The organism is Parvivirga hydrogeniphila (assembly GCF_023371205.1).
Taxonomy (GTDB): domain Bacteria; phylum Actinomycetota; class Coriobacteriia; order Anaerosomatales; family Anaerosomataceae; genus Parvivirga; species Parvivirga hydrogeniphila.
The window spans coordinates 803,591-829,428 of sequence record NZ_JAMCCO010000001.1 but is presented as its reverse complement, the minus strand read 5'-3'; the positions used below and the strand labels follow the sequence as shown (position 1 = coordinate 829,428).

The window sequence follows — 25,838 nt, the reverse complement described above, 5'->3', positions numbered from 1 at the left end:
CCGTTACCGGCACGCAACGGCCTTCTCACACGCGGCGCACGACCGAGCGGGCCGCCTCGGCCACGTCTGTCGCGGTGAGCCCGTAGTGCGACATCAGCTCCGCCGGTTCGCCCGAGGTGCCGAACGAGTCGCGCACGCCGACGCGCACGACGGGCACCGGCTCGCGCTCGGCGAGAAGCTCGGCGACGGCCGAGCCAAGCCCGCCGATCACGGAGTGCTCCTCGGCGGTCACGACCGCGCCCGTCTTGCGCGCTGAGGCGACGAGCGTGACCTCGTCGAGCGGCTTGACGGAGAAGACGTCGACGACTTCCGCGCTGATGCCGTCGGCCGCCAGCGCCTCTGCCGCAGCGAGCGCTTCGGCCACCATCACGCCGCACGCGGCGATCGTCACGTCCGTGCCTTCGCGCAGCACGGTCGCCTTCCCGACGCCGACCTCGACGGCTTCGGGGTACAGCACCGGCACCGCCGCTCGGCCGAGACGCACGTAGAACGGCCCCGGCGTTGCAGCGGCAAGCCTGATCGCAGCCGCGGCCGCATTCACGTCGGCCGGCACGAGCACGCGCATCCCCGGCAGCACCCGCATGAGCGCGATGTCTTCGAGCATCTGGTGGCTTCCGCCGTCGGGCCCGACCGTGATGCCCGCGTGCGTCGGCGCGAGCTTCACATTCAGTTTCGAGTAGCACACCGTGTTGCGGACCTGGTCGTAGGCGCGGCCCGTCGCGAACACGGCGAACGAGCCCGTGAACGCCACCTTTCCCGCAGCGGCGAGGCCGGCGGCCGTTCCGATCATGTTCTGCTCCGCCACCCCGGCGTTGAAGAACCGCTGCGGATAGGCGGCCGCGAACTTCGCCGTCGTCGTCGACTTCGAGAGGTCCGCCTCGACCACCACCACGTCGACGCCTTCGCGCGCCAGCTCGACGAGGGTGGGCCCGTACGCTTCGCGCGTCGCGCGCTTCTCGCTCACCCGGCCACCTCCTTCGCGCACCCGAGCTCTGCCAAGGCCGCGTCGGCCTCCTCGCGGCTTGGCGCCTTGCCGTGCCAGTCGGCGTTGCCTTCCATGAACGACACGCCCTTGCCCTTCACGGTGCGGCACACCACCGCGACCGGCTGGCCAGCGGCCTCGCCGCGCGCGCGAGCGGAGCCGAGCACGTCGAGCAGCGCGGCCACGTCGTGCCCGTCGCACTCGACTGCTTCCCAGCCGAACGCCTGGAACTTGCGCGCGATGTCGCCGAGGCACATCACCTCGCTGCACGCCCCGTCGATCTGCAGGCCGTTGTTGTCGACGATCGCGACGACGTTCGTGAGCCCGTGGTGCGGCGCGAACATCGCCGCCTCCCACACCTCGCCTTCCTGCAGCTCGCCGTCGCCGAGCAGGCAGAACACCGTCGGCTCCGTTCGGCCGTCGAGCCGAAGCGCGAGCGCCATCCCGTTGGAGACGGCAAGCCCTTGCCCGAGGGAGCCCGTGGAGATCTCGACGCCCGGCGTCTTGGTGCTGTCGGGATGGCCCTGCAGCATCGAGCCGAGCTTGCGGAGGGTCTTCAGGTGGTCGCGCCCGAAGTAGCCGTGCTGCGCGAGCGCCGCGTACAGCACCGGAGCCGCGTGCCCTTTCGAGAGCACGAACCGGTCGCGGCCGGGGTCGCGCGGGTCCTCCGCGCTGTGCCGCATGACCGCTCCGTACAGCACCGCCACGATGTCGGCCGCCGAGAGCGACCCGCCCGGGTGCCCTGAGCCTGCCTCAGCGAGCATCTCGATGATGTCGCACCGCATCCGCCGCGCCAGTTCCGCGACGTCGCGCACGCGCACATCGACCGCCTCCCGCGCTGTCGTCACCTGCTCACGCTCCTATCTCCTTGAATCCTTCACCGAGCGTCTCGTGGACGTCTGCGATCACCAAGAACGCGTCCGGGTCGACCGCATACACGAGCGCCTTGAGCGCGTCGAGCTCCCGCCGCGAGACGACCGTCATGACCACTTCGCGCTCCGCGCCCGAGAACAGCCCGCGGCCCTTGAGCCCCGTCGCGCCGCGCCCGAGCTGGTTCAGCACCGCGTCTGCGATCTCCTCCGAGTTGTCCGAGATGATGAACGCGGCCTTGTCGACCGACAGGCCCTCCTGCACCAGGTCGATGACCCGGCCGCCGATCACCACGGCGACCGCGCCGTACAGCGCGAGGTCCGGACCGAACTTGAGCGCCGCTGCGAGCGTCACCACGGCGTCGGCGGCCAGCAGCATCTGGCCGACACCGAAATTCGTGCGGTCGGCGAGCAACTGCGCCACGATGTCCGTGCCGCCGGTGTTGCCGCGCGCCTTGAAGACGAGCCCCATGCCGATGCCGGTGATCGCGCCGCCGTACAGCACCGCGAGCAGACGGTCGTCGGCCGCCAAGTGCGGCGTGAACGGCGCGAGCGCGTCGACGGCGACGGAGAGCGCGACCATGCCGTAAATCGTCTTGGCCCCGTAGCGCCACCCGCGGGCCATGACCGCGATGACGAGCAGCACGGCGTTCATCGCCAGCATCTGCACGCCGACAGGCACGACGATCCCGTAGTCTTTGAGCGTGTAGTACAAGACCGTCGCAAGACCGGAGACGCCGCCTGCGGCAAGCTTGTTCGGGATGAGGAAGGCGTCGAGCGCCCACGCGGTGATCACGATGCCGATGGTCATGAGCACGTAATCGCGGACGCGTCGGCTCTTGAGCACCTCGCTCGGCGCCATCTTCTTGAGGACGCGCTTCACCATCGTCTCACCTCGTCTCGGTCGTCGACCGACCACGCGAGCGCCGCGCGCTCAAGAACCCGAGCACGCGTGCCGCGTCGCGATTCACGATGCGCTCCGGCGGGAAGCCGATCTCTTCGGCCACGGCAAGCGCCGCAAAGACCTCGCCCACGAGCGTGTGGATGTGCGCGTCGGAGTCGATGGCGATCCACGCGCCTGCGTCGCGCGCCGCCTCGGCGAACGCGCGCTCCCGCGCTCGCGTGGCGTGCCTGCCGCTTCGCGCGTCGAACGAGAAGTTGTTGAGCTCGATGATCACGTCGTGCTCGACGCACGCGGACACGACGGCGTCGAGGTCCACCGGGAAGTCCTCGTCGTTGCCCGGATGGGTGATCATGTGCACGAGCGGGTTGGCGATTGCACGCACGAGCGCGTCGGTGTTGCGGGCGCGGTCCTTGCCGTCGTAGCCGCACTCGGGGTGCAACCCCACCGCGACGAAGTCGAGCGCCGCGAGGACCTCGTCGGGGATGTCGAGGCCGTTGTCGGTGTCAGGGACGGGATTGGCCTCGCAGCCCTTCAAGATGCGGACGCCTGCGATCTCGGCGGGTATCGTCCGGCTGTTCCAGAAGTGCCACAGGTGCGCGCCGCCAGGCACCGCCGGGCCGTGATCGGTGATCGCGACGAGCTCAAGCCCGCGCGCGGCAGCAGCGCTCGCGATCTCGCCGACGGTCGAGAACGCGTGCCCCGAGGCGACGGTGTGCGTGTGGAGGTCGGCGAGCAGCCTCACTCCTCGCCTCCTCCGACGAACGCGGGCGCGCCTTCTGCGACCCTCCAGCGGTGGTAGCCGACGACGAAGTCGTCGATCTCGCCGTCGAGCACGCGGTCGACCTGGCTCGTCTCGATGCCGGTCCGGAGGTCTTTCACCAGCTGGTACGGATACAGCACGTAGCTGCGGATCTGGCTGCCGAAGGAGATCTCTTTCTTCTCGCCTTTGAGCGCCTCGATCTCCTGCCTGCGCTTCTCCTGCTCGAGCTCGTAGAGCCGCGAGCGCAGGATCGTCATCGCGGTCTCTTTGTTCTTGAGCTGGCTCTTCTCGTTCTGACACGTCACGACGATGCCCGTCGGCAGGTGCGTGATGCGCACGGCCGAGTCGGTGGTGTTGACCGACTGACCGCCCGGCCCGCTCGAACGGTACACGTCGATGCGCAGGTCTTCTTCTTTGATCTCGACTTCGACCTCGTCGGGGAGCACCGGCAGCACCTCCACCTTCGCGAAGGTGGTCTGGCGCCGCTTCTTCTCGTCCGTGGGCGAGATGCGCACGAGACGGTGCACGCCCGCTTCGGACTGGAGCATGCCGTACGCGTTCTTGCCGTGCACGGTGAACACCGCGCGGTCGATGCCGATCTCCACGCCTTCGGGCGCTTCGTGCAGGTCGACCTTCCACTTGCGGGACTGCGCGTACTTCGTGAGCATGCGGAGCAGCATCTCGGCCCAGTCTTGCGCCTCCAGGCCGCCGGCGCCCGGGATGATGGTCACGATGGCGTCGCCGTGGTCGAACTCGCCGGTGAACCACGAGGAGAGCTCCAGGTCGTCCACGCGCTTGACGAGCCGCTTCAACCGCGACTCGGTCTCGACGGCGAGGTCTTCGTCTTCCTCGCTCACCGCGAGCTCGTTGGCGACTTCGAGCTCCTCGACCTCGCGCATGAGCTCCGCGTGCTCCTCGACCTCGTCACGCAGGGACGCGGCTTTCGCCATCACGCCTTGCGCCGCTTTCGCGTCGTCCCAGAACCCTGGCTCGGCCGCCTTCTCCTCGAGCCGCGCGATCTCCTCGCGCTTCGCGTCCAGGTGCAGGTACTCCGCGATGCGCTCAAGGCGCTCTCGCAGTTCAGCGATCTCTGTGGAACGGTCTTCGATGATCATGGCCTTTTCGGATCCAGCGCCGCATCGGCGCACGTCGGGAACGGGGATGGGGACGGCCGGATTGTAGCACCGGCAGGCTGCCGCTCACCTGCGAGCGGTCGGACGCGGAGGGCGTCAAGCGTTCTTGCCGTGGCAGTGCTTGTACTTGAGCCCGCTGCCGCACGGGCACGGGTCGTTGCGGCCGACGTTCGCGAACGGGTCGGCCTTGTCCTTCACGACCGTGCGGGCCGCAGGCTCCGCGCGGCCTGCTGCGGCCGCCGCGGCCTGCATGCCCTCAGCGGAGGGGCCGCCGACCGCCGCTGACGCTTGCTTGAGCGCGCCCGAGAAGATGGTGGACTCGCTCGGCGCGGTGTATTCGACGGGTCGGCCGACCATCTCGACCGGCGCGGGCTCGTGCACCACCTGGATGTGCATGATGGTGCGCAAGAAGTCGCGATTGATGTCCCGCACGAGCTGCGCGAACGCCTCGTACGCTTCGGTCTTGTACTCGACGAGCGGGTCGCGCTGCCCCATCGCGCGCAGGCCGATGCCTTCCCGCAGGTAGTCCATCTCCAGCAGGTGGTCGATCCAGCGCGTGTCGATGACGCGCAGCATGACCTGCCGCTCGAGCTCGCGAAGCACGTCTGCGCCGAGCTCCTGCTCCTTGCGCTGGTATGCGGCCATCGTCTGTTCCGACAGCACGTCGGTGAGCTCGAAGGGGCTCTCCACCCGCGTCTTCATGTCGGGAGTGACCAGATCGAGGCCGGTCAGTTGCTTGACCTCCTCGCGCAGGCCGTCCCAGTCCCACTCCTCCGGGTAGCTCTTCTCGGGGCAGTGCTCGCTCACAAGCTCGCTGATGGCCTCGCCGATCATCTCTTCGACGCGGGCGTGGATGTCCTTGCCGTCGAGGATGCGGTTGCGCTCGGCGTAGATGACCTGGCGCTGCTTGTTCATCACGTCGTCGTACTCGAGGACGTACTTGCGAGCGGCGAAGTTCTGCGCCTCGACCTGCCGCTGCGCGCTTTCGATTGCCTTGCTCACGAGCGAGGCCTGGATCGGCATGTCGTCGGGAATCTCGCTTCGCTCCATGAGCCTGCTGATGCGGTCCATGCGCGTCCCACCGAACAGCCGCATGAGGTCGTCTTCGAGCGAGAGGTAGAACTGCGAGAGGCCCGGGTCGCCTTGGCGGCCGGAACGTCCGCGCAGCTGGTTGTCGATGCGGCGGGACTCGTGGCGCTCCGTGCCGATGACCGCCAGACCGCCGAGCTCGACGACTTTGCGGTGCTCCTCGTCGCAGATGCGCTTGGCTTCGGCGAGCGCCTCCGCGCGCTGCTCCTCGGTCGCCTCTGCCGGGTCGATCCCGCGCTCACGCAGCAGGTCCTCGGCAAGGAACTCGGGGTTGCCGCCGAGGATGATGTCGGTGCCACGACCCGCCATGTTGGTGGCGATGGTGATGGCTCCGACGCGGCCGGCCTGCGCGATGATGTGCGCCTCTTGCTCGTGGTACTTGGCGTTGAGGACCTTGTGCGGCAGCCCGCGCTTGGCAAGCATGCGGCTCAGCCGCTCGGAGTTCTCGATGGAGATGGTGCCCACGAGCACCGGCTGGCCCTTGGCGTGCCGCACGACGATGTCTTCGACGACCGCGTTGAACTTCGCCTCCATCGTGCGGTAGATGAGGTCGTTGCGGTCCTCGCGGATCATCGGACGGTTCGGCGGGATCACGACGACCGAAAGGTTGTAGATCTCCCGGAACTCCTGGTCTTCGGTCACCGCCGTGCCCGTCATGCCGGCGAGCTTCTCGTACATGCGGAAGTAGTTCTGCAGCGTGATTGTCGCGAGCGTCTGGTTCTCCTCGCGCACGTGCTGCTTCTCTTTGGCCTCGATCGCTTGGTGAAGCCCTTCGCTGTATCGGCGGCCGTACATGAGGCGGCCGGTGAACTCGTCGACGATCAGGACCTCGCCGTCCTTCACGACGTAGTCCACGTCCCGCTTGAACAGGAACTGCGCCTTGAGCGCCTGCTGCAAGTGGTTGACGAGCTGGCCGCTCGGGTCCGCGTACAGGTCGTCGATGCCGAGCATCTGCTCGACCTTGCGGATGCCCTCCTCGGTGGGCGCGACCGTGCGCTTGGCCTCGTCGAGCTCGAAGTCGACGTCCGGCTTGAGCCGCGGCACCACCTTCGCGAACGCCTTGTACAGGTCGGCCGACTTCGTGCCTGGGCCGGAGATGATGAGCGGCGTGCGCGCCTCGTCGATGAGGATCGAGTCGACCTCGTCGACGATCGCGTATTGATGCCCCCGCTGCACGCGGTCCTCGGCGCGCGTGACCATGTTGTCGCGCAGGTAGTCGAAGCCGAACTCAGAGTTGGTGCCGTAGGTGACGTCCGCCTCGTAGGCCGGTTTGCGCTGAGCCGGGTCCATCTGCGCCTGGATGAGCCCGACCTTCAGGCCCAAGAAGCGGTAGACCTTCCCCATCCACTCGCTGTCGCGCTTCGCCAGGTAGTCGTTCACGGTGACCACGTGCACGCCCTTGCCCGCGAGCGCGTTGAGATACACCGGCAGCGTCGCGACGAGCGTCTTGCCTTCGCCCGTCTTCATCTCAGCGATCATGCCGCGATGCAGCACGATGCCACCGATCAGCTGCACGTCGAAGTGCCGCATCCCGAGCGTGCGCTTCGCGGCTTCCCGCACGACAGCGAACGCTTCCGGCAGCAGGTCGTCGAGTGATTCGCCCGCAGCGTACCGCGCCCGGAACTCGTCTGTTTTGGCCCGCAAGTCAGCGTCGGAAAGCGGTGCGATGCTCGGCTCGAGCTCGTTGATGCGAGCAACGATCTGCTCGTATTCGCGCAGCTGCCTGCCTTCGCCCAGCGTGAGCAGCTTCGTCAGGATGTTCGGCATACGGATTTGACCTCGTGAAGTGAGTTGTCTCGACCTGCGACGGGCGTCGTGTGGCGCTGCCGCAGCACGCCGATTCTAGCACACGGCGTGCCATCGCCCGTCGGGCGTCGAGACCGCACGCCGCACCTCCTCCCGCCGCTCCGGAATCCCGGGGTGGCGGCGGCTCGCTCGATGCCACGACACGAGCCGCCGCAATCGTCCCAGCCCATCAGCTCGGCCGCCGTGCGCCACTTCAGTGCCCCTCAGGAGTCTCCCGTCTCCTCACCTACATGGCACGGCGCCCCGCTCTGCCCGTCCGTTCGGGAGCTGATCGACCGTGACGCCCGTCCCCCGCGGGACGGCTCCACTGTAGCGGCGCGGACTAAACGCAATCTTTCAGTGATGAGAACCGGAGCCTGCCGCCTTGACTTCATCCCCGCCTCGGCGCACAGCATCAGCAAGGAACCAGCCCGCCCCGGCGACTAGCAGCAGGTCCCCGATGCTGACGACGCCCCTCAGACCTCTCGGTCCGGGAACCGGGATGACGTCCGTGAGCCACGGGAGCAGCGTCTCGTCGTCCATCGTTCGGTGAACAAGGTCGCTCACCTCGACGGTATCGCTTCTTGCAACGATGTTCAGCGCACGCTCAGACACCGGCATCCCAGCGTTCAACCCGATGACCATCAGGTTCAACGCCACGCCGAGCGCCACGAGCACCATGCCGGGCTCGCGCGTGTTCACAAGCGCGAGAACGACGAGCCCGGCCATCGCGAGCAGCCACGCGCCCAGCGCGAGCATCGCGGGCACCCCAAGCCTGGTCGTCACCGCCGGCAATGCCATCTGCAACACCAGCAGGAACACAAGCCCGGCCTCGCCGCGCAGGCGCACCTGCTCGAGGCGCGCAAGAGAGCCTCCGCGAGCCAGCCCCACGGCGATGCCGACGATCACGGCAACGAGGAAGAGGATCACCGCTGCGCCTCCCGGCCGGCTCGGCGCCTCAGCACCGCGGCACCGCCGTCCCGCCCGCGTCTTCCATGGCCAGGACCTGCTCGTAGAGCCGTTGCGTCTCCAGCGACGGGTCGAGGCCGAGGTCCTCGGCGAGCTTCTGCCGGCACGCCATGTAGGTCTCGATCGCGCTGCTGCGCTGACCCGCCACGATCTGATAGCGGAGCGCGGCCTGGTACAGATCCTCGCGCCACGGGTCGAACGCGAGCGCGTGGCGCACGAGCCGCACCGCGCGATCGGGCGCGCCGCTCGCCGCGAGCGCCTCGGCCCCGGCGAGCATCGCGTCGCTGAGCTCGTGCCGAGCGCGCTCGCGCGTCTCCGCGCACCAGTCCTCGTACAGGTCGCCGGCAAGCAGCTCGCCTGCGTGCAGATCCGCCATTCGCTCCGCTGCCGCGACGACCGCGTCCTGGTCCCCGCGTGCGCGAGCGCGACGCAGCTCCTCGGCCGCCTCGAAGAACTCCGCGAGGTCGGTCGTCACGACCTCAGGAACGACCCTGCACACGCCGCCCCGATGCTCCAGGTACGGGCACGGGCCGCCGTCAGGGGACAGCGCTTTCTTCATGTAACTCCACGTGACATAGAAGTTGCTCTGCGCCTTGTCTGCTGGCATATCGGGCCACAGCCGCTCGAAGATGACGTCTCGCGGCAGGTCCCTGCCGCGATTCATAGCGAGCATCGCAAACAGGAGCCGCGCTTTGCGCTTGCCCCACGCCTTATCGCTCACCGTCCCGTGAGGCCCCTCGACGCTCAGCCCGCCGAACAGCCGGACCTTGAGCACCGGCGGTCCCTCGTGCGCCGCGAGGAACGCCGCGCCCGACGCTTTCCCAAGCGTGCGGAGCACCAGGCGCCTCCAGCCGGCGTCATCGAGCACCAGGCGCGCCATCTCGAGCGACCTGCTTGCCCACGGCTCGAGCAGCATCCGCAGCATGTGGACGGGGATCCCGTCCGGGCCCAGCGCCCGCGCGAACACGCCGAGCAGGCCGGGGAACGCCCGGGTGTACATGGCCATGTGCCAGTTGCTGCCCTCGCCGCGGATGTGCTCCGTGTGCTCTGCGATGCGCGAGGCGGCCTGGTCGATCAGGCCGCGGCGCCGCTCGATCTCCGCAAGCACCATGTCTAGACGCAATAGGTAGAACGAGTAGCCGGTGTCCTCGAACTCCTTGCGCAGTTCGAGGCCCTCTCGGTACACGAGCTCCTCGTCGCCCAGCGCGAGCCGCGACGCGAGCCGCTCGGTGTGAGCTTGCCAGCGGAACAGGCGCCACTCGAGCGGCTCGAGCAGCGCGCACGCGCTTTCGGCCTTCTCGAGAGCTTGGGCCGGTTCTCCAGATGCGCGGAGAAGCATGCTGTAGTCGAGCAGAGCCGTTTGGACCTCGAAAGTCCGATTCGCTCGAGTAGCGGACGCGTACAATTCTTCCAGGTACGGAATCGCATCGCAGACCCGACCCGCAGCGGCCAGGATAAGCCCTTTGGTTTGCCGCGCAGACTCCTCGCACGATGAGACACCCTGGCGCTGGCTTGCCTCGATGGCTGCGTCGATCGCCGTCATCGCCGCGTGGAGCCGTCCGGCTGTCAGCAACAACATGCCGAGGTTCGCTGCACCCATTGCAAAGGGAGTGCGGCCGCTCGCCTCGGCGTTTCGCAGGAGGGTCAGCAGACCGAGGCTGTGACCTACGTCGCCCAGGTGCATTGAATACACACAGGTCAGGGCGAAGCAAGCAAGGTAGTGCTCCTCTTCATGCTGGGTCTGCGACAGTATCTGGTGATACAGCCTGTCGCACTGGTTCTGAAGCGACGACCGGTCCGTGCGCTCCGCCAGAAGCATGAGCTCCCAGGCCCTCGCCCACATGCGGAACGAGGGCCTGACGGAATCCAGCAACGGCCTCAACCGTGATGCACATCCTTCAGCCGAGGCCAGCAGCCCCAAGTGCCAGAGTGTCACCGTCTGTCTCATGAGACCGCTCGCCTCAGATTCGGTGTTGAGCGCACTTGATGCGAGCTTCTCCGTGAGCTCGTAGTGCGAGAGCGCCTCGCGGGTGTCTGCGGCATGCTGCAAGACATACCCTTCCAGGCAGACAAGAGCGGGCCGCTCGATCTTCATCTGTGCAGGAATCCGCGACAGGTATCGACGGACTTCCGACATGCTGACGTCAGCGGGAAACTTGCGACTGCACTGCTCGAGCAGGTCGACGAGCGCAGAGACGTGGCGAGCGCTGTCCGCGACGCGCAGCGCACGTCCACTTCGGTTCGAGGAGACCAGCTCCTGGACAACGCAATCGACCAGGCTTCTTCCATGTTCGTCCTGCGCCAGGTTCCTAGCATCCAAGGCTTCGAATACCAGGTCGTGAACGCGAAACGTCAGCGGCTCCGTGTCCGACACTCTAAAGAGCGGGAGCTTGGCCGAGAGTCCCTCGAGAGCATCCCCTACGCGCTCGGCTGTAAGCTCCGGCATGCACCGAACGAGGCTGTCTGCATCGCCTTCGGACAGCAACGATGCACACCACAAGACCTCGGCTTCCCACGGCTCCAGCAACGCGGTGATAAGGCTTCGCAGGCACTGCTTCACGGTAGCGGGCACGCTTCTCCGTCGGCTCGTGCGGGCGTCTTGCAGAAGGCTGCCCGGATGTCTGATGAGCAGGTCGAACAGAGCCGCTTGACCTTGCGACGCTTCGTAGCACGCAGCGAAGGTCTCTTCGTCTGGCATGCTTGCTGCGAGACGCTCCGCGAGCGCTCGCGCCTCCTCCCGACTGAACGAGAGCAGGTCCATGCCTACCATGAGAATCTCGTAGGCGCTGGCGGCCGGCTGCCACGAGGCGATATCGCGTGCGGTCACAACGAGCATGCTGCGCGATCCGACAGTTTCACGAAGCAGCCGTCCGACGGTCGCCATGTCCTGCAAGCTCGCCTCTTGGCTTGCTCCGTCGAGCACGATGCAGAGCTCTTCAAGGTCTTGACTCTGGAGCTCCTTCTTCAATGCGATAAACGGGTCCTCGTCGCGAGAGGAATGCCCTTCTGCGCGTGCAAAACCCGCAGCGCAAGCGACCCGCCCCTCGAGAGAATGGGCGATAATCTCAGCGATGTCTTCGAGGTAAAGGCCCCGCCCCTCGGCGTTGATCCAGAGACTCTCTTTGAACTCCGCGGCGATTTGTGCTGCGGCAATGCTCTTGCCGTACCCTCCGGGTGCGGATAGCACCACGAGCGGAGCATTGCGCCCCTGGATGAGGTGCAGGACGGCAGTGCGGCGAACATCGGTCGCCGACGAGAAGATGGGCGTTCGCGTGTCTCGGAGCGACATCCCCTCCCCCTATCCGGAGACTCACCGAGGGTGTCGTGTTTTGTACCACGAGACCGGCCGCCTGAAAAGACACCGCCTTGCGCCCCATGCATGTTCTGCACGCCACGACGAAGCGCTCGGTTGTGCATCGAGCTCCATCATCCTGCTCCGCTGCGCTTCGTGCTCCAACGCCCGCATCACTTGCTCGCAGGTCTGCAACCGGTCCTGTATGCACCGAAGGGCGAGCTCCGGCTGCGCAGATGCCGAAACCTCTTCCTGGTATAGAACGCAGGCCTCGAGGATTTGCGCCGCGGCAGCCGACTCCTCAGCACACCCGCTCTCTACGACCGTCGGCGCGATGATCGTGGCGGCCCCCCTGAGGAACTCGATCGAGGAGAGAACGCCCGCGCTTCTCTCTGCGCCATGGGTCGGTGGAGAGCCTGCACCTGCTGCGGCCTCGGTGTCCGTCACAAGCCCGATCCATCCGATGCGTCGCAGCAAGGCCGCGTAGTTCAGGTTCTCCAACGTCTCGCTCTTCAGGCCGATCCACTTTCCGACCCTGACAGCCAAGTCGGCCAGATCGCTTGACGAACCCGGGGCGTCACCCAACGCCATCTCTATGGCCCGCGAAAGAGCTGCGATGGTCTGCGAGTAGGCGAGCCGGATCCTCATGTACATGACGAGCCCGTACTGGAGCAGCAGAAGGATGCTTAGAGGCAGGAGCGTCCCCCATACACCCATGAGAGCGATGAGCCTGCTGGCCACCGATGAGAGCAGGATGTGTAGCGCATAGATGCTTGCAACTGGCTCGGCAGGCATCGCCCCAGCCCTAAACAATCGCCTATGGTCCCTCGCCATGGCTGCTACCAAGACGCGATGGGACGCTTCGTCCACAAGCGCGTGCACGCAGCCGAGAACGAGCACTGCCGCAACCACTCCATCGCCTTCGATACCGTTCGGCACAACGAGCAAGAGAGATCCGACGACGAAAAGCACAAGAAGCCGGCGAAGGATTTCTGCCACGGCATCGACCGCCAGAGAGGCCGGCTCTTTCAGAATCAGCCGGCGGTGCAGGGCTTCTACGGCGCCCGTCAATACTGAGATAGCGATTCCGGGAACTAGACCCAGATGCCAAAGGGCCAGGACAACGACTGCGGTGTCAAAGGAACGCATTTCCCCTCTGGGGAGCTTGACGCGAAGCAACCTCAGGGCGCTTCCCGCCAGAACCAGAATGCCCGACATCTCCAGCGCTTTGATCAAGGACTCACCATCTCTCACTGAGAAGGCGCAGGCGTGCGGGGTGCCCCATCATCGAGCGCATCGCCGTGCTCACCCTGGAGAACCTGCACGAGCGCCTCTACCGCTCGCGGATCGAACTGCGTGCCGCTGCATCGGTACAGCTCTCTCACGGCCTCTTCGCGCGACATGCCGGGTCTGTATGGCCTGTCCGAAGTCATGGCATCGTACGCGTCTGCAACAGCCAGTATTCTCGAAAGCAGCGGAACCTCATCGCCGTTCAGGCCGTCCGGATACCCAAGCCCGCCGACCCGCTCATGGTGGTGCCGGATGATGGGAAGCAGCTCTTGCGCGTAATCGATGTGTGCAAGCACTTCGACGGCCATGGCTGGATGCTGCTGGATCAGATCATAGTCTTCGTCGCTGAGTCTTCCCTGATACTGGAGTATCCGGCCTGGAATAGCTATCTTCCCCACGTCGTGTAGCAGCGCGGCTCGCTCAAGAGCAACGATCTCGCTCTTGCCGAGCTTCAGAGCAGCACCAATCTTTCGAGCGATTCCCGCGACCCTCTCAGAGTGGCCCTTCGTGTATGGGTCCTTGGCCTCGATAGCGCTCACCAGCGCCCCGAGGGTTGATGCGTACATCGATGCCAATTCTGCGTACACTCGGAACGCTCTACGCACCACCACGACCGGAGCTAGAAGAAGAACCGCGCCGACCCAGCTCCCCGCAGATACGAGCACGGCCAGGGCGTACCCTAGGATTGCGAGAACCAGATTGCCTGGCATGTCGGCAAGTGAGTCGACCGACTTCAGCGCATCGACAAACCTCATCCTTTTGCTTAAAGCGTAGTAGAGAGCAACGTCTGCATCATTGAACCAGTTCATCAGAACCACGAACGGGACTGCAACAAAGAATCCCTGCGCCGTGCTGGACCAACCCATGGAGCTCGGCCCTGAGAGCAGCCTGATGGCTTGAGAAACGACGAAACCCGCCACGGCGGCCACGGAGAAGGCCGCCGCCATGTTCCGCACGACAACCACGAGCGGGGTGCGGTCCCGGATGTAGGCGCGGAGGGGTAGCACAAAGGACGCCACGGTACCAGCCCCCAGCGGCCCATAGAGCAAATAGGCGGCCGTCACAACGGAACTGTCCAAAGAGTTGACCAGGCCAGGCCGTAGGTCCAGAGCGAGATTCGCAAACATGAATGTGAGCAACGACAATCCTGCAAGCGGAAGCCACTGGGTCAGCGGATAGACCCTCCAAACCCCTGCAGCAATGAAGACTGCAAGGATCACAGTGAGTATCGCAAGTAGCCTTTTTCGGTTCAGCCTCACCAGTAGCTCCAACCAGGAAGTGATGAGCCAACGCCGACGCCGTTTGCTGGAAGACGCTCTATTGGGTCGGGATTTTCAGAGCCCCGCCACCAAGAACGAGAGCGGCGAGAGACGCGAGAAGGAAAGCAATCCGCTTCATTTGAGAAGACCCCCTTTACCAGTGGTGTCTTCTCCCATCCCGCTAGCAATGGAAGAACCCTGTCCGCTCCGCTCGATCGAATGCTGACAGTGTTCATGCAATACGGCACGGCGTTGGCCCAAATTTGTCTATGTCGTTGTCAAAAACCCGAGGCGTCGATTGAGCGCGTCCAGCGTCGCCTTGACGATCGAATCCTTCTCGCTCTGGCGCACGAGGGCCGCGCCGGTGAGCGGTTGTTCTCCGAGCGATGTCACGAGGGCGATGCACGCCACGGCCACGGTCTGCTGACCGAGCCTGACGATCGCGACGTCCTCGAGCGCGAACGCCATGGATCCCTGCAGGTACTCTTCGACAGCGTTCAAGGCCGCTTGCGCCACGAGCCGTTGCCTCGTCGTCTGGCTTGCCGGCCCTGTGGCCGTGCCGATGAAGAGCTCGCCCCCAATCTCCAGCGCCACGGAGACCTTCACTTCCAGACCCGCGGTCTCGGTGCTGACGGAGCGGATGAGGGCACGTGGATGGTCGTACGGTGAGGTCTTCGGAACCGCGTCCTGACCGAGCTGCGCAATCGAGATCTTCTTGTGGTCGACCGGGATGCCGAAGGTGGCCATGATCGTCGACTCGATGTCGCGCACGAGCTGCTTCGGCGACTTGGTCGGCAGAGCGAGCACGTGGATCTCTTCGATGTATCCCTCGGAAGACGCCACGACGCGCGCAGCCTTGATTTCGGAGACCTGCGACAGCGCCTCTTCGATCTCGGCTATCGTGGCTGCAGAGATGCTGCGCTCCACGTCGGACCTCCTGCTGCTGCTGTGCTGCACGTGCACGTCTGCGAATGTGTCTGCCTTGGCCCGCTGCGCTCTATCTAATCCCAGCGGCCGGACTGTGTCAACAATCACAGCACGATCGTAACTCGCAGTAACAAATAAGAGGGCGGCTCGCGCCGCCCTCTCGCAATCGCCGCAGCCAGCTCTACCGTGGGACGATGAGTCCGTAGTCGCCGTCGCTCCTGCGATACAGCACGTTGATGCTCTCGGTCTCAGCCGAAGCGAACACGAAGAAGTCGTGCCCCAGAAGCTCCATCTGCAGCGCCGCCTCTTCAGGCGCCATCGGCTTGACCTCGATGACCTTCCGCTTGACGATGCTCGGCTCGGACTCCTCAACAGGAGCCGCTTCGGCAATCGCCGGCGCAGCGGCCTTGTGACGGTTCTGCAGCTTCGTCTTGAGCTTCTGGACTTGGCGCTCGAGCTTCTCGGACACAAGGTCGATGGCCGCGTACATGTCGACGGCGGCCTCCTTCGCCCGAATGACGTGGCCTTTCGTGAACAGCGTGACCTCCGCCACGTGCTTCTTCTCGATCGCCGGGTTGCGCTCAGCGCTCAGTTCGATCTCGATGCTCATCACCATGTGATCGTTCAGAAGCTTGGCGGCCTTGCCGATTTTCTCTTCCGCGTACTCGCGGAGAGCCGGCGTGACATCCATGTGGCGACCCTTCACGACTGTGTTCATCGCAGACCTCCTCACGTGGTCGGACACTTTGAAGATACCCAACCGCCCTGAGTTGGTACGAGAGCTCGGCGCACCTTGGTCCCGGCAGCACCCACTGCAGACGCTAGCTGATGTGCCCCAGGAAGTCCTTGGTGCGCTCGTGCTTGGGGTTGTCGAACACCTCGTCCGGAAGCCCCTCTTCGACGATGACGCCCCCGTCCATGAACACGACGCGGTCTGCGACGTCGCGCGCGAACCCCATCTCGTGCGTCACCACGAGCATCGTCATGCCGCCGAGCGCGAGCTGCTTCATCACGTCGAGCACGCCGCGCACCAGCTCGGGATCGAGCGCGGAGGTCACCTCGTCGAACAGCATGACGTGCGGATCCATCGCGAGCGCCCGGGCGATGGCGACGCGTTGCTGTTGGCCTCCGGAGAGCTGCGCCGGGTAGTAGTCGATGCGGTCGGCGAGCCCCACGCGCGTGAGCTGCTCGACGGCGATGCGCTCGGCCTCTTCCTTCGAGCGCTTGAGCACCTTGCGCTGTGCGAGCATCACGTTGCCTTTGGCGGTGAGGTGCGGGAACAGGTTGAAGCTCTGGAAGACCATCCCGATCTTCTCGCGCACGCGGTTGATGTCGGTCTTGGGGCTGTTCACAAGGATGTCCTCGAACCACACCTCGCCGCCCGTGGGCTCCTCAAGCCGGTTCACGCAGCGCAGCAGCGTGGACTTGCCTGAGCCCGACGGCCCGAGGATGACGACGACCTCGCCCTTGCGCACGTCCATGTCGACGCCGCGCAGGACCTCGAGGTCTCCGAAACGCTTGCGGAGCCCCTTGATGCGGACGACCGGCTCGCTGCTGGGATCCATTCGCGCCCCTTCTCACACCGCTATCGCGTGCTCGGAATCGATGGTCGGCACGCTCTCCGACACGGATATCCCTCCGCCCTCGGACTGCGCCAGCCGGTTCTCCAGCCGGTGCACCAGACGACCGAGCGGGATGGTCACCACGAGGTAGAACGCCGCTGCGAGCAGGTACGGCGAGACGTTGTAGGTCGAGGAGGCCGCCTCCCGCGCTCGCATCACCATCTCGCCCATGCCGACCGCCGCCAGCAGCGAGGTGTCTTTGAACAGCAAGATGAACTCGGACATCATCGTCGGGAGTATGCGCCTGACCGTCTGCGGGATGATGACGAAGGCCATCGCCTGCGGAGTGGTCATGCCGAGCGAGCGCGCCGCCTCCATCTGGCCCTTGTTGATGGACTGGATGCCGGCGCGGAAGATCTCGGCCATGTACGCGGCGGAGTTGAACGACAGCACCGCGAACGTGCGGACGTACAACGAGTACGTCGGCCCGAACGGCCCTGGCTCATTGAGTCCCGGGAACGCCGCAAGCAGCGCTTGCCACGGGGGCAGGAGCGGGAGCCCGAAAAAGACGATGAGGATCTGCAAGAACAGCGGCGTGCCGCGGATGAAGTCGATGTACGCGGTCGATGGGAGCCGGAACCACCCTGAGCGTGCCATCTTCATGAAGGCGAGCGCAAGACCGATCGGGATCGCGAGCGGGTACGCCACGAGGACGCATAGCAGCGACACCGGGAACGCCTTGAGCACCTGGGGAAAGGCCTGCACGATGACCTTCGGCGATGCGAACAGGTGCGAGACCTTGCCTGTCTCCCACCAGTCCAGAGCACCGAGGACACCTCGGCGGCCCGCCTCGAAGGTGATCGGCACGCCGCCCACGGTCAGCACATCGCCATCAGCAAGCGTCGTCTCGCCAGCGACCGGAGCACCGTTGAGCAGGACCGCCGGGGAGGTCTCGACCGCCCCCAGTACCCACGTGGAAGAGCCCATGCCGCCACCCGGTGGCTGACGCTTGAGCGTCACGACGCTTCCCGGCGCAAGCGTCGCCTGCGGCAGCACGACGTTCGCGTTCTGCCTCGCGATGGTGACGACGTCGAGCGTCGGCGGAATCGGGAACTCGTCTCGCACCATCCCGGTCTGACCCCGCGGCGCCGGACGGTCGTACGTCAACCGCTCCGGACCGGTCATCGTGAGCAGCGCTGCGAGCAGCGCTATCCCCAGCGTCAGATACACTGCCTGAACGATGCGAGTGCGAACGTGCCGCTTCACGCGCTTCCTCCTCGCGCAGAACCGTCTTGCGCATCATACCGCAGGGCCGGCGAGACCTGCCCGCCGGCCCTTCACGGCTCTTGAGCCTCGTGACGCCCGCTCTGCTACTTGGCCTTGCGGACGGCGAGGGACTGGTTGGAGTTGATGTACGGATCCGAGAAGTCCACCGACTGCTTGCGCTCCTCGGTGATCGTCATCGCCGACGCGACCATGTCGAACTCGGTGCCGGCCTGCAGGCCGGTGATGAGCGCGTCGAACTTGTAGCTCTTGAACTCGACGTCCATCCCGAGCTTCTCTCCGATCGCCTTCATGAGGTCGACGTCGAACCCCACAATCTCGCCACCCTCGACATTTTCGAAGGGCGGGAAGGCGGTGTCGGACCCGACGATGATCTTCCCGGGGGTGAGCGTCTTGATCTCGCCGGCCGGCTTCTCGCTAACGCCGCTGGTCGCCTCAGGCATCGACATCGGCTCGGAACCGAACCACTTCTTGTAGATCTCGTTGTACGTCCCGTCCTTGATGACCTCGGCGAGCGCCCAGTTCACCGCGTCGCGCAGCGTCGGGTTGTTCTTGTTGAAGGCGAACCCATACGTCTCGTCGGTCTTGATCTCCTGGACGATCTCCAGCCCGCGCGTTTCATCCTTCACGATGTCTTGGGAAATCGGCAGGTCGTTGATGACACCAACGACGTCGCCCGCCTGCAGCGCCTGGAACGCGAGGAGGACGTCATCGTACGGCACGACCTGGACGCCCTTGGGCGCGAGGTTCTTCTTCGCCCACTCCTCGCCCGTCGTCCCGGACTGGACGCCGACCTTGTCGCCGCTCTTCAGATCGTCCACGCTCTTGATGACCCGCGCACCGGTCTCGCCGCCAGTGCCGGTGTCTTCCTTCTTGGCGCACCCGCCGAGCGCGAGAGCGCTCAGAGCCAGAGCGCACACGACTGCCAGTGCGAGCGCCTTGCGGAACCTGCTCATGGACTCCTCCTGTCTTCCGCCCCGGGCGCCTGAGCTGCCCGGCCCCAATCGCTGCGCATAACTATAGCGCAAATCGGAACGCTATGTGGAAGCGGTTGGCTGCATATGCATTTTCGAAAGAGTTATATGCGGTCGCGCTATTGAGTCGAGCCGGTCGTCTCGGATGAGCCGAGCGCCCGCAGTTCGGGCAAGTCCCCCACCCACTTCGTCCGGATCGTCGCCAACGTCCCATCTGCCGCCATGCCGTCGAGGACGTCGCGCACAGCGCTCTCGAGGTCGGTCGAGTCCTTCGCGACCAGCACGCCGAGCGGCGTCGCCTCGCCGAGCGGCGCGACGAACCGGACGTTCTGGTAGTCCCGAGAGAGGTACGCGCCGACGAACGCGTCGCACGCCACGTAGTCGACCTCGCCTGCGATAAGCGCGTCGAACGCCTCACGGACGGTGTCGTAGGTGATGGCGAACCCTTCCCAGTACTCCGATTCGAGGTACCACTGCGCAGCAGACCCGGACTGGCATGCAACGCGCGCTCCACTGACGAGAGAGGCCGCCTGCTCCGGTGCCACAGATGCAGTCGCCTCTGCTGTCTGCGACGTGGCGACGCCGAACAGACCGATGCCGTCGGTCGCGTACGAACCCGCGACCGATACATTCGCGAGCACGGCGTCTGTGATTGGAATCGCTGCAAAGCCGACGTCAACCGCACCCTTGGCCACCGCAGCCGGGACATCGCTCCACGGCATCTCGACGATCTTGAGCTTCAGTCCGAGACGCTCGGCGAGCGCAGCAGCTACGTCGACGTCCAGGCCGTCCACCTGGCCGTCGACCGTACCGGCGAACGGCGGTTGCGTCGGATCGATGGCTGCCGTGAGCACGCCGGCCTGCTTGATGGCTGGTGGCGCCACCTTCGGCGTCAATGCGGGCCCCTCTGCCTTCTTCTGGCAGCCGACGCCCGCAAGCGCGAGCGCCACGACCGCCGCTACGGCAAATGCTCGCCAGCGCATGCCGTCTCGCTTCATCCGAGGCACCTCCGGTGACCGAGAAGTGTACGTGCTTCCATCCGGCTGACCTGGTCTTTGGCCCCACACTCGCGCACTGGGGCTTCCGCTTGATGCTATCTCACTACCGGCCCTCTCGCCCGCCGAAGCGGACGGTGCGACTTACCCCTAAGGCGCGCCATGCTCACACGGAGGCATGGCCTCCGGCTTACGTGGGTCCTTTCGGCCGCGCCTACCCTGGACTAAGGCGCCGAAGCGCCCGCAACCACAGACCCGGATGGAAGCATCATGAAGTGTAGCAGGTGTGCACGCTGCCGGCAGCACCTCCTCAGGCGCGTGCGACCACGACAGCTCGGACCGCGTCTGCTCCGTGCGACCTGAGCACGCGGGCGGCCGCGTCGAGCGTTGAGCCGGTGGTCATCACGTCGTCCACGAGAAGCACCCTCGCTGGTACGCGGACGCCTGGTCGCACAACGAACGCCCCGAGCACGTTCTCGCGGCGCGCCTGCCGTCCGAGCTCCCGCTGGTCTGGCCGCTCCCGCGCCGCCAGCAGCCGCTCGACAGGCGCACCCAGGCGTTCTGCGACGACGCGAGCGAGCGGCTGCGTGTGGTCGTACCCGCGGCGCAGACGGGCGCTGCGCGTCGGCGGGATCGCCACGACCGCCTCCGGCCACCCGCTCCACTCGGCGCACGCCGTGGCAGCGAAAGCGCCCAGCATGGGGCCGTAGCGACGTTCGCCAGGATCCTTATGCAGCGCGATCGCCGACGAGAGCGGCGGCGCCAGCACACCGAAGCACCGCACGGCCTCGAACGCCGCGTGCCGGCACCCGCACGCATGCCGACCGCCGGCCGCACACGGCTCGCCGCACCGCGGGCAGGCTCCCGCAGGGTCGATGCGGACGACCTCCCGCCAACACGCCTCGCACAGCGCGGTACCCGGCTCGTCGCACCCGGCGCACTTCAACGGCGCGATGAGATCCAGCACGCAGTCGAGCATCCCCTCCCCCTGTTCCGGCATCCGCCGACGCTGCTCACACGAGCATCTGCCACACTGGAATGGCGACGACCGACACCACCGTCGTCACCAGCACAGCCGAAGCGATGAGGTCGGTGTCGAGGTCGAACCGATGCCCCATGATCACCGCCATCATCATCGTCGGCACGCTCGCCTCGAGTACGACGACCCGGGCCGACGCCTCGTCGCGCAGGATCAGCCGCGCCGCCAGCAGCCCCACCAGCGGCAGCACCACCAGTTTCACGGCAGCAACAGCGGCAACCACCCCCGCCTGGTCCTTGAGCTTCCGCGGCCTGAGCGACAGGCCCACCGAGATCATGATCAGCGGTACCACGATCCTACCGAGCGCGCCTAACCAGTCCATGAACGCGATTGGAACGTCGACGCCGCGCGTCGCCAACGCCAGTGCGAGCGCGACGAACGGTGGGAACGTCACTATCTCCTTGAGCGGGCGGACGTCGGCCTCGTGCCGCGCGATGCGTGCCGCGACCAGCGCACCGACCGCAATCATCGCAAGCGTGTTGCCGAATATGTCCGAGAAGATCGCCCGCACGAGCCCCGGCTCGCCGAGAAGCGCGTGCGCCACCGGATACCCGATGTAGCCCGTGTTGCCGAACACCGCCGCGAGCACGAACGCCCCTGCTGCCGCCGGCGGAAGCTTCAGGACGCGTGCAAGCAGGAGCGCCGCCGCGAGCCCCACGAGCGCAACCACCCACGCGAGCGCAGGCACGAGAGCGAGCGAACGCTCGATCTTCGCGCCATGCACGGACGAGAACACGAGCGCAGGCAGCCCGACGTTGAGCAGGACTGCGTTGAGCGGCTTGGCGTCCTCGGGCTTGAGCACCCCGGTGACCCTGAGCGCCACGCCGATGGCAACATAGCCGAGGATCGTGGCGATGACGCCCAAGAGCTCGCCGAGCGGCACGCGCGCCTCCCTACAGCTCGTGGATGGCGCCCGAACCGCAGCACGCGCTCGCCAGCGCCTCTTCGTACGGCGCCCGCACGACGCCGCGCTCGGTGACGATCGCGGTCACGTACGCCGCAGGCGTGACGTCGAACGCAGGGTTGTACACCTCGATGTTCGGCGGCGCGACGCGGAACCAGCCGTCGAAGCGGTACGCCGCGCCTTTGCGCTCGATCACCATTTGATGGCCCTTCTGGATTGGCACCGTGTACGGGCCGTTCTCCGTGAGCGCATCGAAGGCGCGCTGCGCACTCGCCGAGTCCGGCTCGATGACGCCCGAGGCCGTCACGCCGAGCACTTCGCGGGGGTCGCGCTCCTCGATGACGATGTCATCGCCGCTTTCGAGCGTGAGGTCGACCGTGGAGGTCGGCGCCGCGACGTAGAAGGGGATCCCGTGCTCCTTCGCGAGCACCGCAAGCCCGTAGGTGCCGATCTTGTTCGCAACGTCGCCGTTCGCGGCGATGCGGTCCGCGCCGACGATCACCGCATCCACGAGGCCCGCACGCATGATGCTTGCGGCCATGTTGTCTGTGATGAGCTTGAAGGGGACGCCCGCCAGCTTGAGCTCCCAGGCGGTGAGCCGCGCGCCTTGCAGCACCGGCCGTGTCTCGTCCACCCACACGCCTTCGACCTTGCCCTGCTGGTGCGCTGTGAAGATGACGCCGAGCGCTGTGCCGTAGTACGCGGTGGCGAGCGAACCGGCGTTACAGTGCGTGAGGATGCGGCTGCCCGGCTCGATGAGCGCAGCTCCGTGAGCGCCGATGGCGCGGTTGCGCTCCTCGTCCTCGGCGCGGATGCGGAGCGCCTCCTGCACGAGCAGGTCGCGAAGCTCGGACAGGCCCGCATCGGCGTTGTCGTGAGCGAAGCGGCGCATGCGCTCTGCGCCCCACGCGAGATTCACCGCCGTCGGCCGCGTTGCCGCGATCTCCCCCGCCACCTCGTCGAGCCGTGCAAGGAACGCATCGATGTCGTCGATGTCCGCCCCCTCGGTCGTGGCCCAGAGCGCGACCCCGAGCGCAGCAGCGACGCCGAGCGCGGGAGCGCCCCGGACCGCCATGCCCTTGATCGCCTGACAAACGCCCTCGTAGGTGTTGCAGGCGAGAAGGTCGCCCTGGAGCGGCAACCGCGACTGGTCGACGAGCATCACGCGCCCGTCTTGCCACCAGATTGTACGAGGGATGTCATCGAGCGAAGGCATGGGTGGCTCCACAATCTCGTCATAGCGAAAGACAACACGAGATGTGATTATAGACGAGCGTGAGACGCTCAGCGGACGCCAAGAATCTGCACGCACCCACGCTGTCCGTCGTCGAGCCCGAGCACTATCTCGTCGCGACCGTTCTCATCCAGGTCGACGACCTGCACCGAGAGCGGCTGCAGCGAGAATCTGTTCCAGACCACTGGTCCAAGACCCCCACCATCAAGTCCTTTGGCGATCCCCATCTGCCACCCGGGAAGCCCTGTGACATCGGCCTCCATGGTCGGAGCGAACATGATCACGTCTCGGCTCCCATCGCCGTCGAAATCGCAAGGAATCGCCAACTCGACATCCCCGTGCGTGATGCCTGCGTCGATTTGCACAACGCGCTTTCCGCTGCCGACATCGTAGATAGAGAACGTGTGGGACCTATGGTCACTCAACAGGATCATCGCGTCACTCCCATCACTCGCATCCACAAGGCCGCACACATCGGCTCCGAGGTCCAGCTTGCGCATGCGCCCTTGACTATCAGCAACCAGCGTCTCGGGGTAGGCGCCTCGCACGTCATGCTCGAATACCAGGCGGATACCCCCCTCTGTCCGCATGTGACCGAAGAGGTGCAAATTCCGAGCGACGCCTTTGCGCTCCTCAGGGGTCCATGCCACAGACCTCCCGATCTCGCGTACAGCATGCTCGCCTGATTCTGGCACTTGTATCAGCAAGAACTCGCCCTTGGGAAGCGACTCGCTGAGGCCGTAGATGAGCGCTGCAAGGCCGCCGTCCTTGCAATCGTCAACCACTCCATAGAGCCCCACGAATCTGGGCCAGTCCCTATCGCTCGACCATACTGTCTCCCAGGAACCGGAGCCGACGCACCTGGCAACAAGGACTCTGGTGCTCCCGGTCATAGACTCTGACCACCCAACGATGACCATGCCCCGCCCGTCACTGAGACGGGCATCGAACCAATCGATCGCCCCAGGAGCGGAGATGATCGTCTCTATCCGTGCCGGGTCGTGCACGTCCATGAGGACGAGCTCGTCCTCGTGTTTCACGACCATGTTGCCAGCATCATCGCGGCTTCGCGCAGGCTTCTGGCGAGTCAACAAGATCCGGCCGTCTGCAGTCACGCACGGGGGAATATGATACGGGTGCCCAAGACTGCTCCAGCCCCGGTACGTGCTGTATTCCTCGGAGAGCAGCACGTGCCTCGCAACCCTCCACCTGCGACCGAACTCCAGGACGGCGTTCTCAGCCACAACCACCGGCCGCCGAGAGTCAGGCACCGCGACGACAGCGCCAGGCGCCACGTCCGGGTTCTCATACAACACTTGCAGCCGTAAGCGGTCGGAAGACGAGAAGCTGCCGCCTGTCGAGCAGCCCTGACCGAGGACTGCTGCAGCGACCGCTGCGGCCACGGCTATTCCAGCGAATGCGCTTGATATCCCATGAGGGCGCGTGCGGTTCAACGGCATCGACCTCTACCGATTCCGCATTTCAGTCGATCATGATGCGGCCGGTCACCGCGTTCACGTATACATCATTTCCGCTGACGCGGATCCGCCACGCCGGAAGCAGTGCCTGTGCTCCTGCTATGCTGCTTTGCGCGTAGTAGACGAGTTCTATTTCTTCGATATCCGCTACGCTTGGTACGTCGAGGATCCGCTCTCCGTCTCGAGCGACAGCTGCAAGCGCATCACTTGCCGAGATGATCGGAACGCTGCGCGAGCCTCGACGAATACCTTCCACTGAGTGCCAGGTCTTCCGGTAATGGAACACGCCTTCGCTTGTCAGACGGCAGACGATCTTGTCCGCCAGGTGCCCCGCAATGGGTATTCCATCGAGACTGTGTCCGAATTCGACCACTGCCGCAAGGACCCCGGCATCGCTTTCGACACCCGTAGAAGGATCAAGCCCGTCGCCTGCAAACCCTCGTACGGATACCACCACGGCATCCGCTGGGAGCGAATCAACGCGCGACACGTACTCGCGCGCAACGCGAACCGCCGGCGCTTTGTTCTGGTCAGTCTCCCGCGTAAGATCCCCTACGCGAACCGGGCTGTAGAACGTCATGAGGTTCGAGCGTCCGTGAGTCGAGAGATACAGCAAATCCCGAGCGTTTGCTCCGGGCCACGGATCTTTGTCCGGATAGCCGTTCGTGATATCCCAGTGATTGACATCGTCCTCGTCTCGGTAGTACGAGGATTGGGTCTTTCCTCGCCAAGAACCAGCATACCCGTGGTAGTACAGACGATACGAGAAGCGATGCGCATCAGCGTCGTCGAAGTTGCCGCCGTACAACACCGAGTATCTTCGATCCGACACGTCATCGGCGAAGGCTGCCAGTGGCATCGCCGTAAGCAACATGGCCAGCGCGGTCGAACCTGCAACGAGAGACGTGGCGACGGGTCTGGTTCTGTGTTCGAACACCACCGCGCAAGCTTTACGGATCGCACACCGAAACCGAGCCATCGAGACGGATACCGACCTGCCGGCACGCGATCGCATGGCTGCCACCTCCCCTTCGGCACCGTAGCGAACCCCGGACTCAGAGGAATCGTAACCCCCTCTGGCCGACGTCAAGTTGGAAGAGCGGCCGCGT

At 65.6% G+C, this 25,838-nt stretch carries 21 protein-coding genes; all 21 read right to left on the bottom strand.

Annotated elements, in window-relative coordinates:
- Nucleotides 1-25: 25 nt before the first annotated feature.
- Nucleotides 26-964 carry a transketolase family protein gene (locus MX659_RS04285; RefSeq protein WP_267192226.1) on the bottom strand — a complete coding sequence of 313 codons (939 nt, stop codon included), beginning with the start codon at nucleotides 962-964 and terminating at the stop codon, nucleotides 26-28.
- On the bottom strand, nucleotides 961-1,830 hold the full coding sequence (locus MX659_RS04280) for a transketolase (RefSeq protein WP_267192225.1): 870 nt from the start codon (nucleotides 1,828-1,830) through the stop codon (nucleotides 961-963). Before MX659_RS04280 ends, MX659_RS04285 begins: the two co-directional genes overlap by 4 nt.
- A gap of 4 nt (nucleotides 1,831-1,834) precedes the next feature.
- Entirely contained in the window at nucleotides 1,835-2,737 is a 903-nt protein-coding gene (locus tag MX659_RS04275) for a YitT family protein (protein ID WP_267192224.1), read from the bottom strand.
- A gap of 4 nt (nucleotides 2,738-2,741) precedes the next feature.
- Nucleotides 2,742-3,497, bottom strand: coding sequence for a phosphatase (locus tag MX659_RS04270; RefSeq protein WP_267192223.1), 756 nt, complete (start codon nucleotides 3,495-3,497; stop codon nucleotides 2,742-2,744).
- Nucleotides 3,494-4,630 (bottom strand): peptide chain release factor 2, encoded by a 1,137-nt coding sequence (prfB, locus tag MX659_RS04265; protein ID WP_267192222.1) that lies wholly within the window; start codon nucleotides 4,628-4,630, stop codon nucleotides 3,494-3,496. The genes MX659_RS04270 and prfB overlap by 4 nt, the downstream gene beginning before the upstream one ends.
- Before the next feature lie 114 nt (nucleotides 4,631-4,744).
- Nucleotides 4,745-7,504: a preprotein translocase subunit SecA gene (gene secA, locus MX659_RS04260; protein ID WP_267192221.1), complete on the bottom strand. Its 2,760-nt coding sequence runs from the start codon at nucleotides 7,502-7,504 to the stop codon at nucleotides 4,745-4,747.
- Nucleotides 7,505-7,879: 375 nt separating this feature from the next.
- On the bottom strand, nucleotides 7,880-8,452 hold the full coding sequence (locus tag MX659_RS04255) for a DUF5317 family protein (protein ID WP_267192220.1): 573 nt from the start codon (nucleotides 8,450-8,452) through the stop codon (nucleotides 7,880-7,882).
- Between the two features lie 28 nt (nucleotides 8,453-8,480).
- On the bottom strand, nucleotides 8,481-11,780 hold the full coding sequence (locus MX659_RS04250; RefSeq protein WP_267192219.1) for a BTAD domain-containing putative transcriptional regulator: 3,300 nt from the start codon (nucleotides 11,778-11,780) through the stop codon (nucleotides 8,481-8,483).
- 21 nt (nucleotides 11,781-11,801) lie between these two features.
- Entirely contained in the window at nucleotides 11,802-13,019 is a 1,218-nt protein-coding gene (locus MX659_RS04245; RefSeq protein ID WP_267192218.1) for an HD-GYP domain-containing protein, read from the bottom strand.
- Between the two features lie 14 nt (nucleotides 13,020-13,033).
- Entirely contained in the window at nucleotides 13,034-14,332 is a 1,299-nt protein-coding gene (locus tag MX659_RS04240) for an HD-GYP domain-containing protein (RefSeq protein WP_267192217.1), read from the bottom strand.
- 267 nt (nucleotides 14,333-14,599) lie between these two features.
- Nucleotides 14,600-15,259, bottom strand: coding sequence for a hypothetical protein (locus MX659_RS04235; RefSeq protein ID WP_267192216.1), 660 nt, complete (start codon nucleotides 15,257-15,259; stop codon nucleotides 14,600-14,602).
- Nucleotides 15,260-15,440: 181 nt separating this feature from the next.
- On the bottom strand, nucleotides 15,441-15,977 hold the full coding sequence (gene hpf, locus MX659_RS04230; RefSeq protein ID WP_267192215.1) for a ribosome hibernation-promoting factor, HPF/YfiA family: 537 nt from the start codon (nucleotides 15,975-15,977) through the stop codon (nucleotides 15,441-15,443).
- Nucleotides 15,978-16,080: 103 nt separating this feature from the next.
- The gene (locus MX659_RS04225) at nucleotides 16,081-16,824 is read right to left on the bottom strand and encodes an amino acid ABC transporter ATP-binding protein (protein ID WP_267192214.1); all 744 of its coding nucleotides are present in this window, start codon (nucleotides 16,822-16,824) and stop codon (nucleotides 16,081-16,083) included.
- A gap of 12 nt (nucleotides 16,825-16,836) precedes the next feature.
- Nucleotides 16,837-18,087, bottom strand: a complete 1,251-nt coding sequence (locus MX659_RS04220; protein ID WP_267192213.1) for an ABC transporter permease subunit — start codon at nucleotides 18,085-18,087, stop codon at nucleotides 16,837-16,839.
- A 104-nt stretch (nucleotides 18,088-18,191) separates the two neighbouring features.
- Nucleotides 18,192-19,061, bottom strand: a complete 870-nt coding sequence (locus tag MX659_RS04215) for a transporter substrate-binding domain-containing protein (RefSeq protein WP_267192212.1) — start codon at nucleotides 19,059-19,061, stop codon at nucleotides 18,192-18,194.
- A gap of 137 nt (nucleotides 19,062-19,198) precedes the next feature.
- Nucleotides 19,199-20,077: a substrate-binding periplasmic protein gene (locus MX659_RS04210; RefSeq protein ID WP_267192211.1), complete on the bottom strand. Its 879-nt coding sequence runs from the start codon at nucleotides 20,075-20,077 to the stop codon at nucleotides 19,199-19,201.
- A 307-nt stretch (nucleotides 20,078-20,384) separates the two neighbouring features.
- A complete protein-coding gene (locus MX659_RS04205; protein WP_267192210.1) occupies nucleotides 20,385-21,053 on the bottom strand; it encodes a ComF family protein in 669 nt (222 codons plus the stop codon).
- A gap of 34 nt (nucleotides 21,054-21,087) precedes the next feature.
- Nucleotides 21,088-21,996 (bottom strand): AEC family transporter, encoded by a 909-nt coding sequence (locus tag MX659_RS04200; protein WP_267192209.1) that lies wholly within the window; start codon nucleotides 21,994-21,996, stop codon nucleotides 21,088-21,090.
- 10 nt (nucleotides 21,997-22,006) lie between these two features.
- Complete coding sequence (gene mtnA / locus MX659_RS04195) at nucleotides 22,007-23,233, bottom strand: S-methyl-5-thioribose-1-phosphate isomerase (protein WP_267192208.1); 1,227 nt, start codon at nucleotides 23,231-23,233, stop codon at nucleotides 22,007-22,009.
- A gap of 68 nt (nucleotides 23,234-23,301) precedes the next feature.
- Nucleotides 23,302-24,654, bottom strand: coding sequence for a hypothetical protein (locus MX659_RS04190; RefSeq protein WP_267192207.1), 1,353 nt, complete (start codon nucleotides 24,652-24,654; stop codon nucleotides 23,302-23,304).
- Between the two features lie 79 nt (nucleotides 24,655-24,733).
- A complete protein-coding gene (locus tag MX659_RS04185; protein ID WP_267192206.1) occupies nucleotides 24,734-25,744 on the bottom strand; it encodes a hypothetical protein in 1,011 nt (336 codons plus the stop codon).
- Between the last annotated feature and the right edge of the window lie 94 nt (nucleotides 25,745-25,838).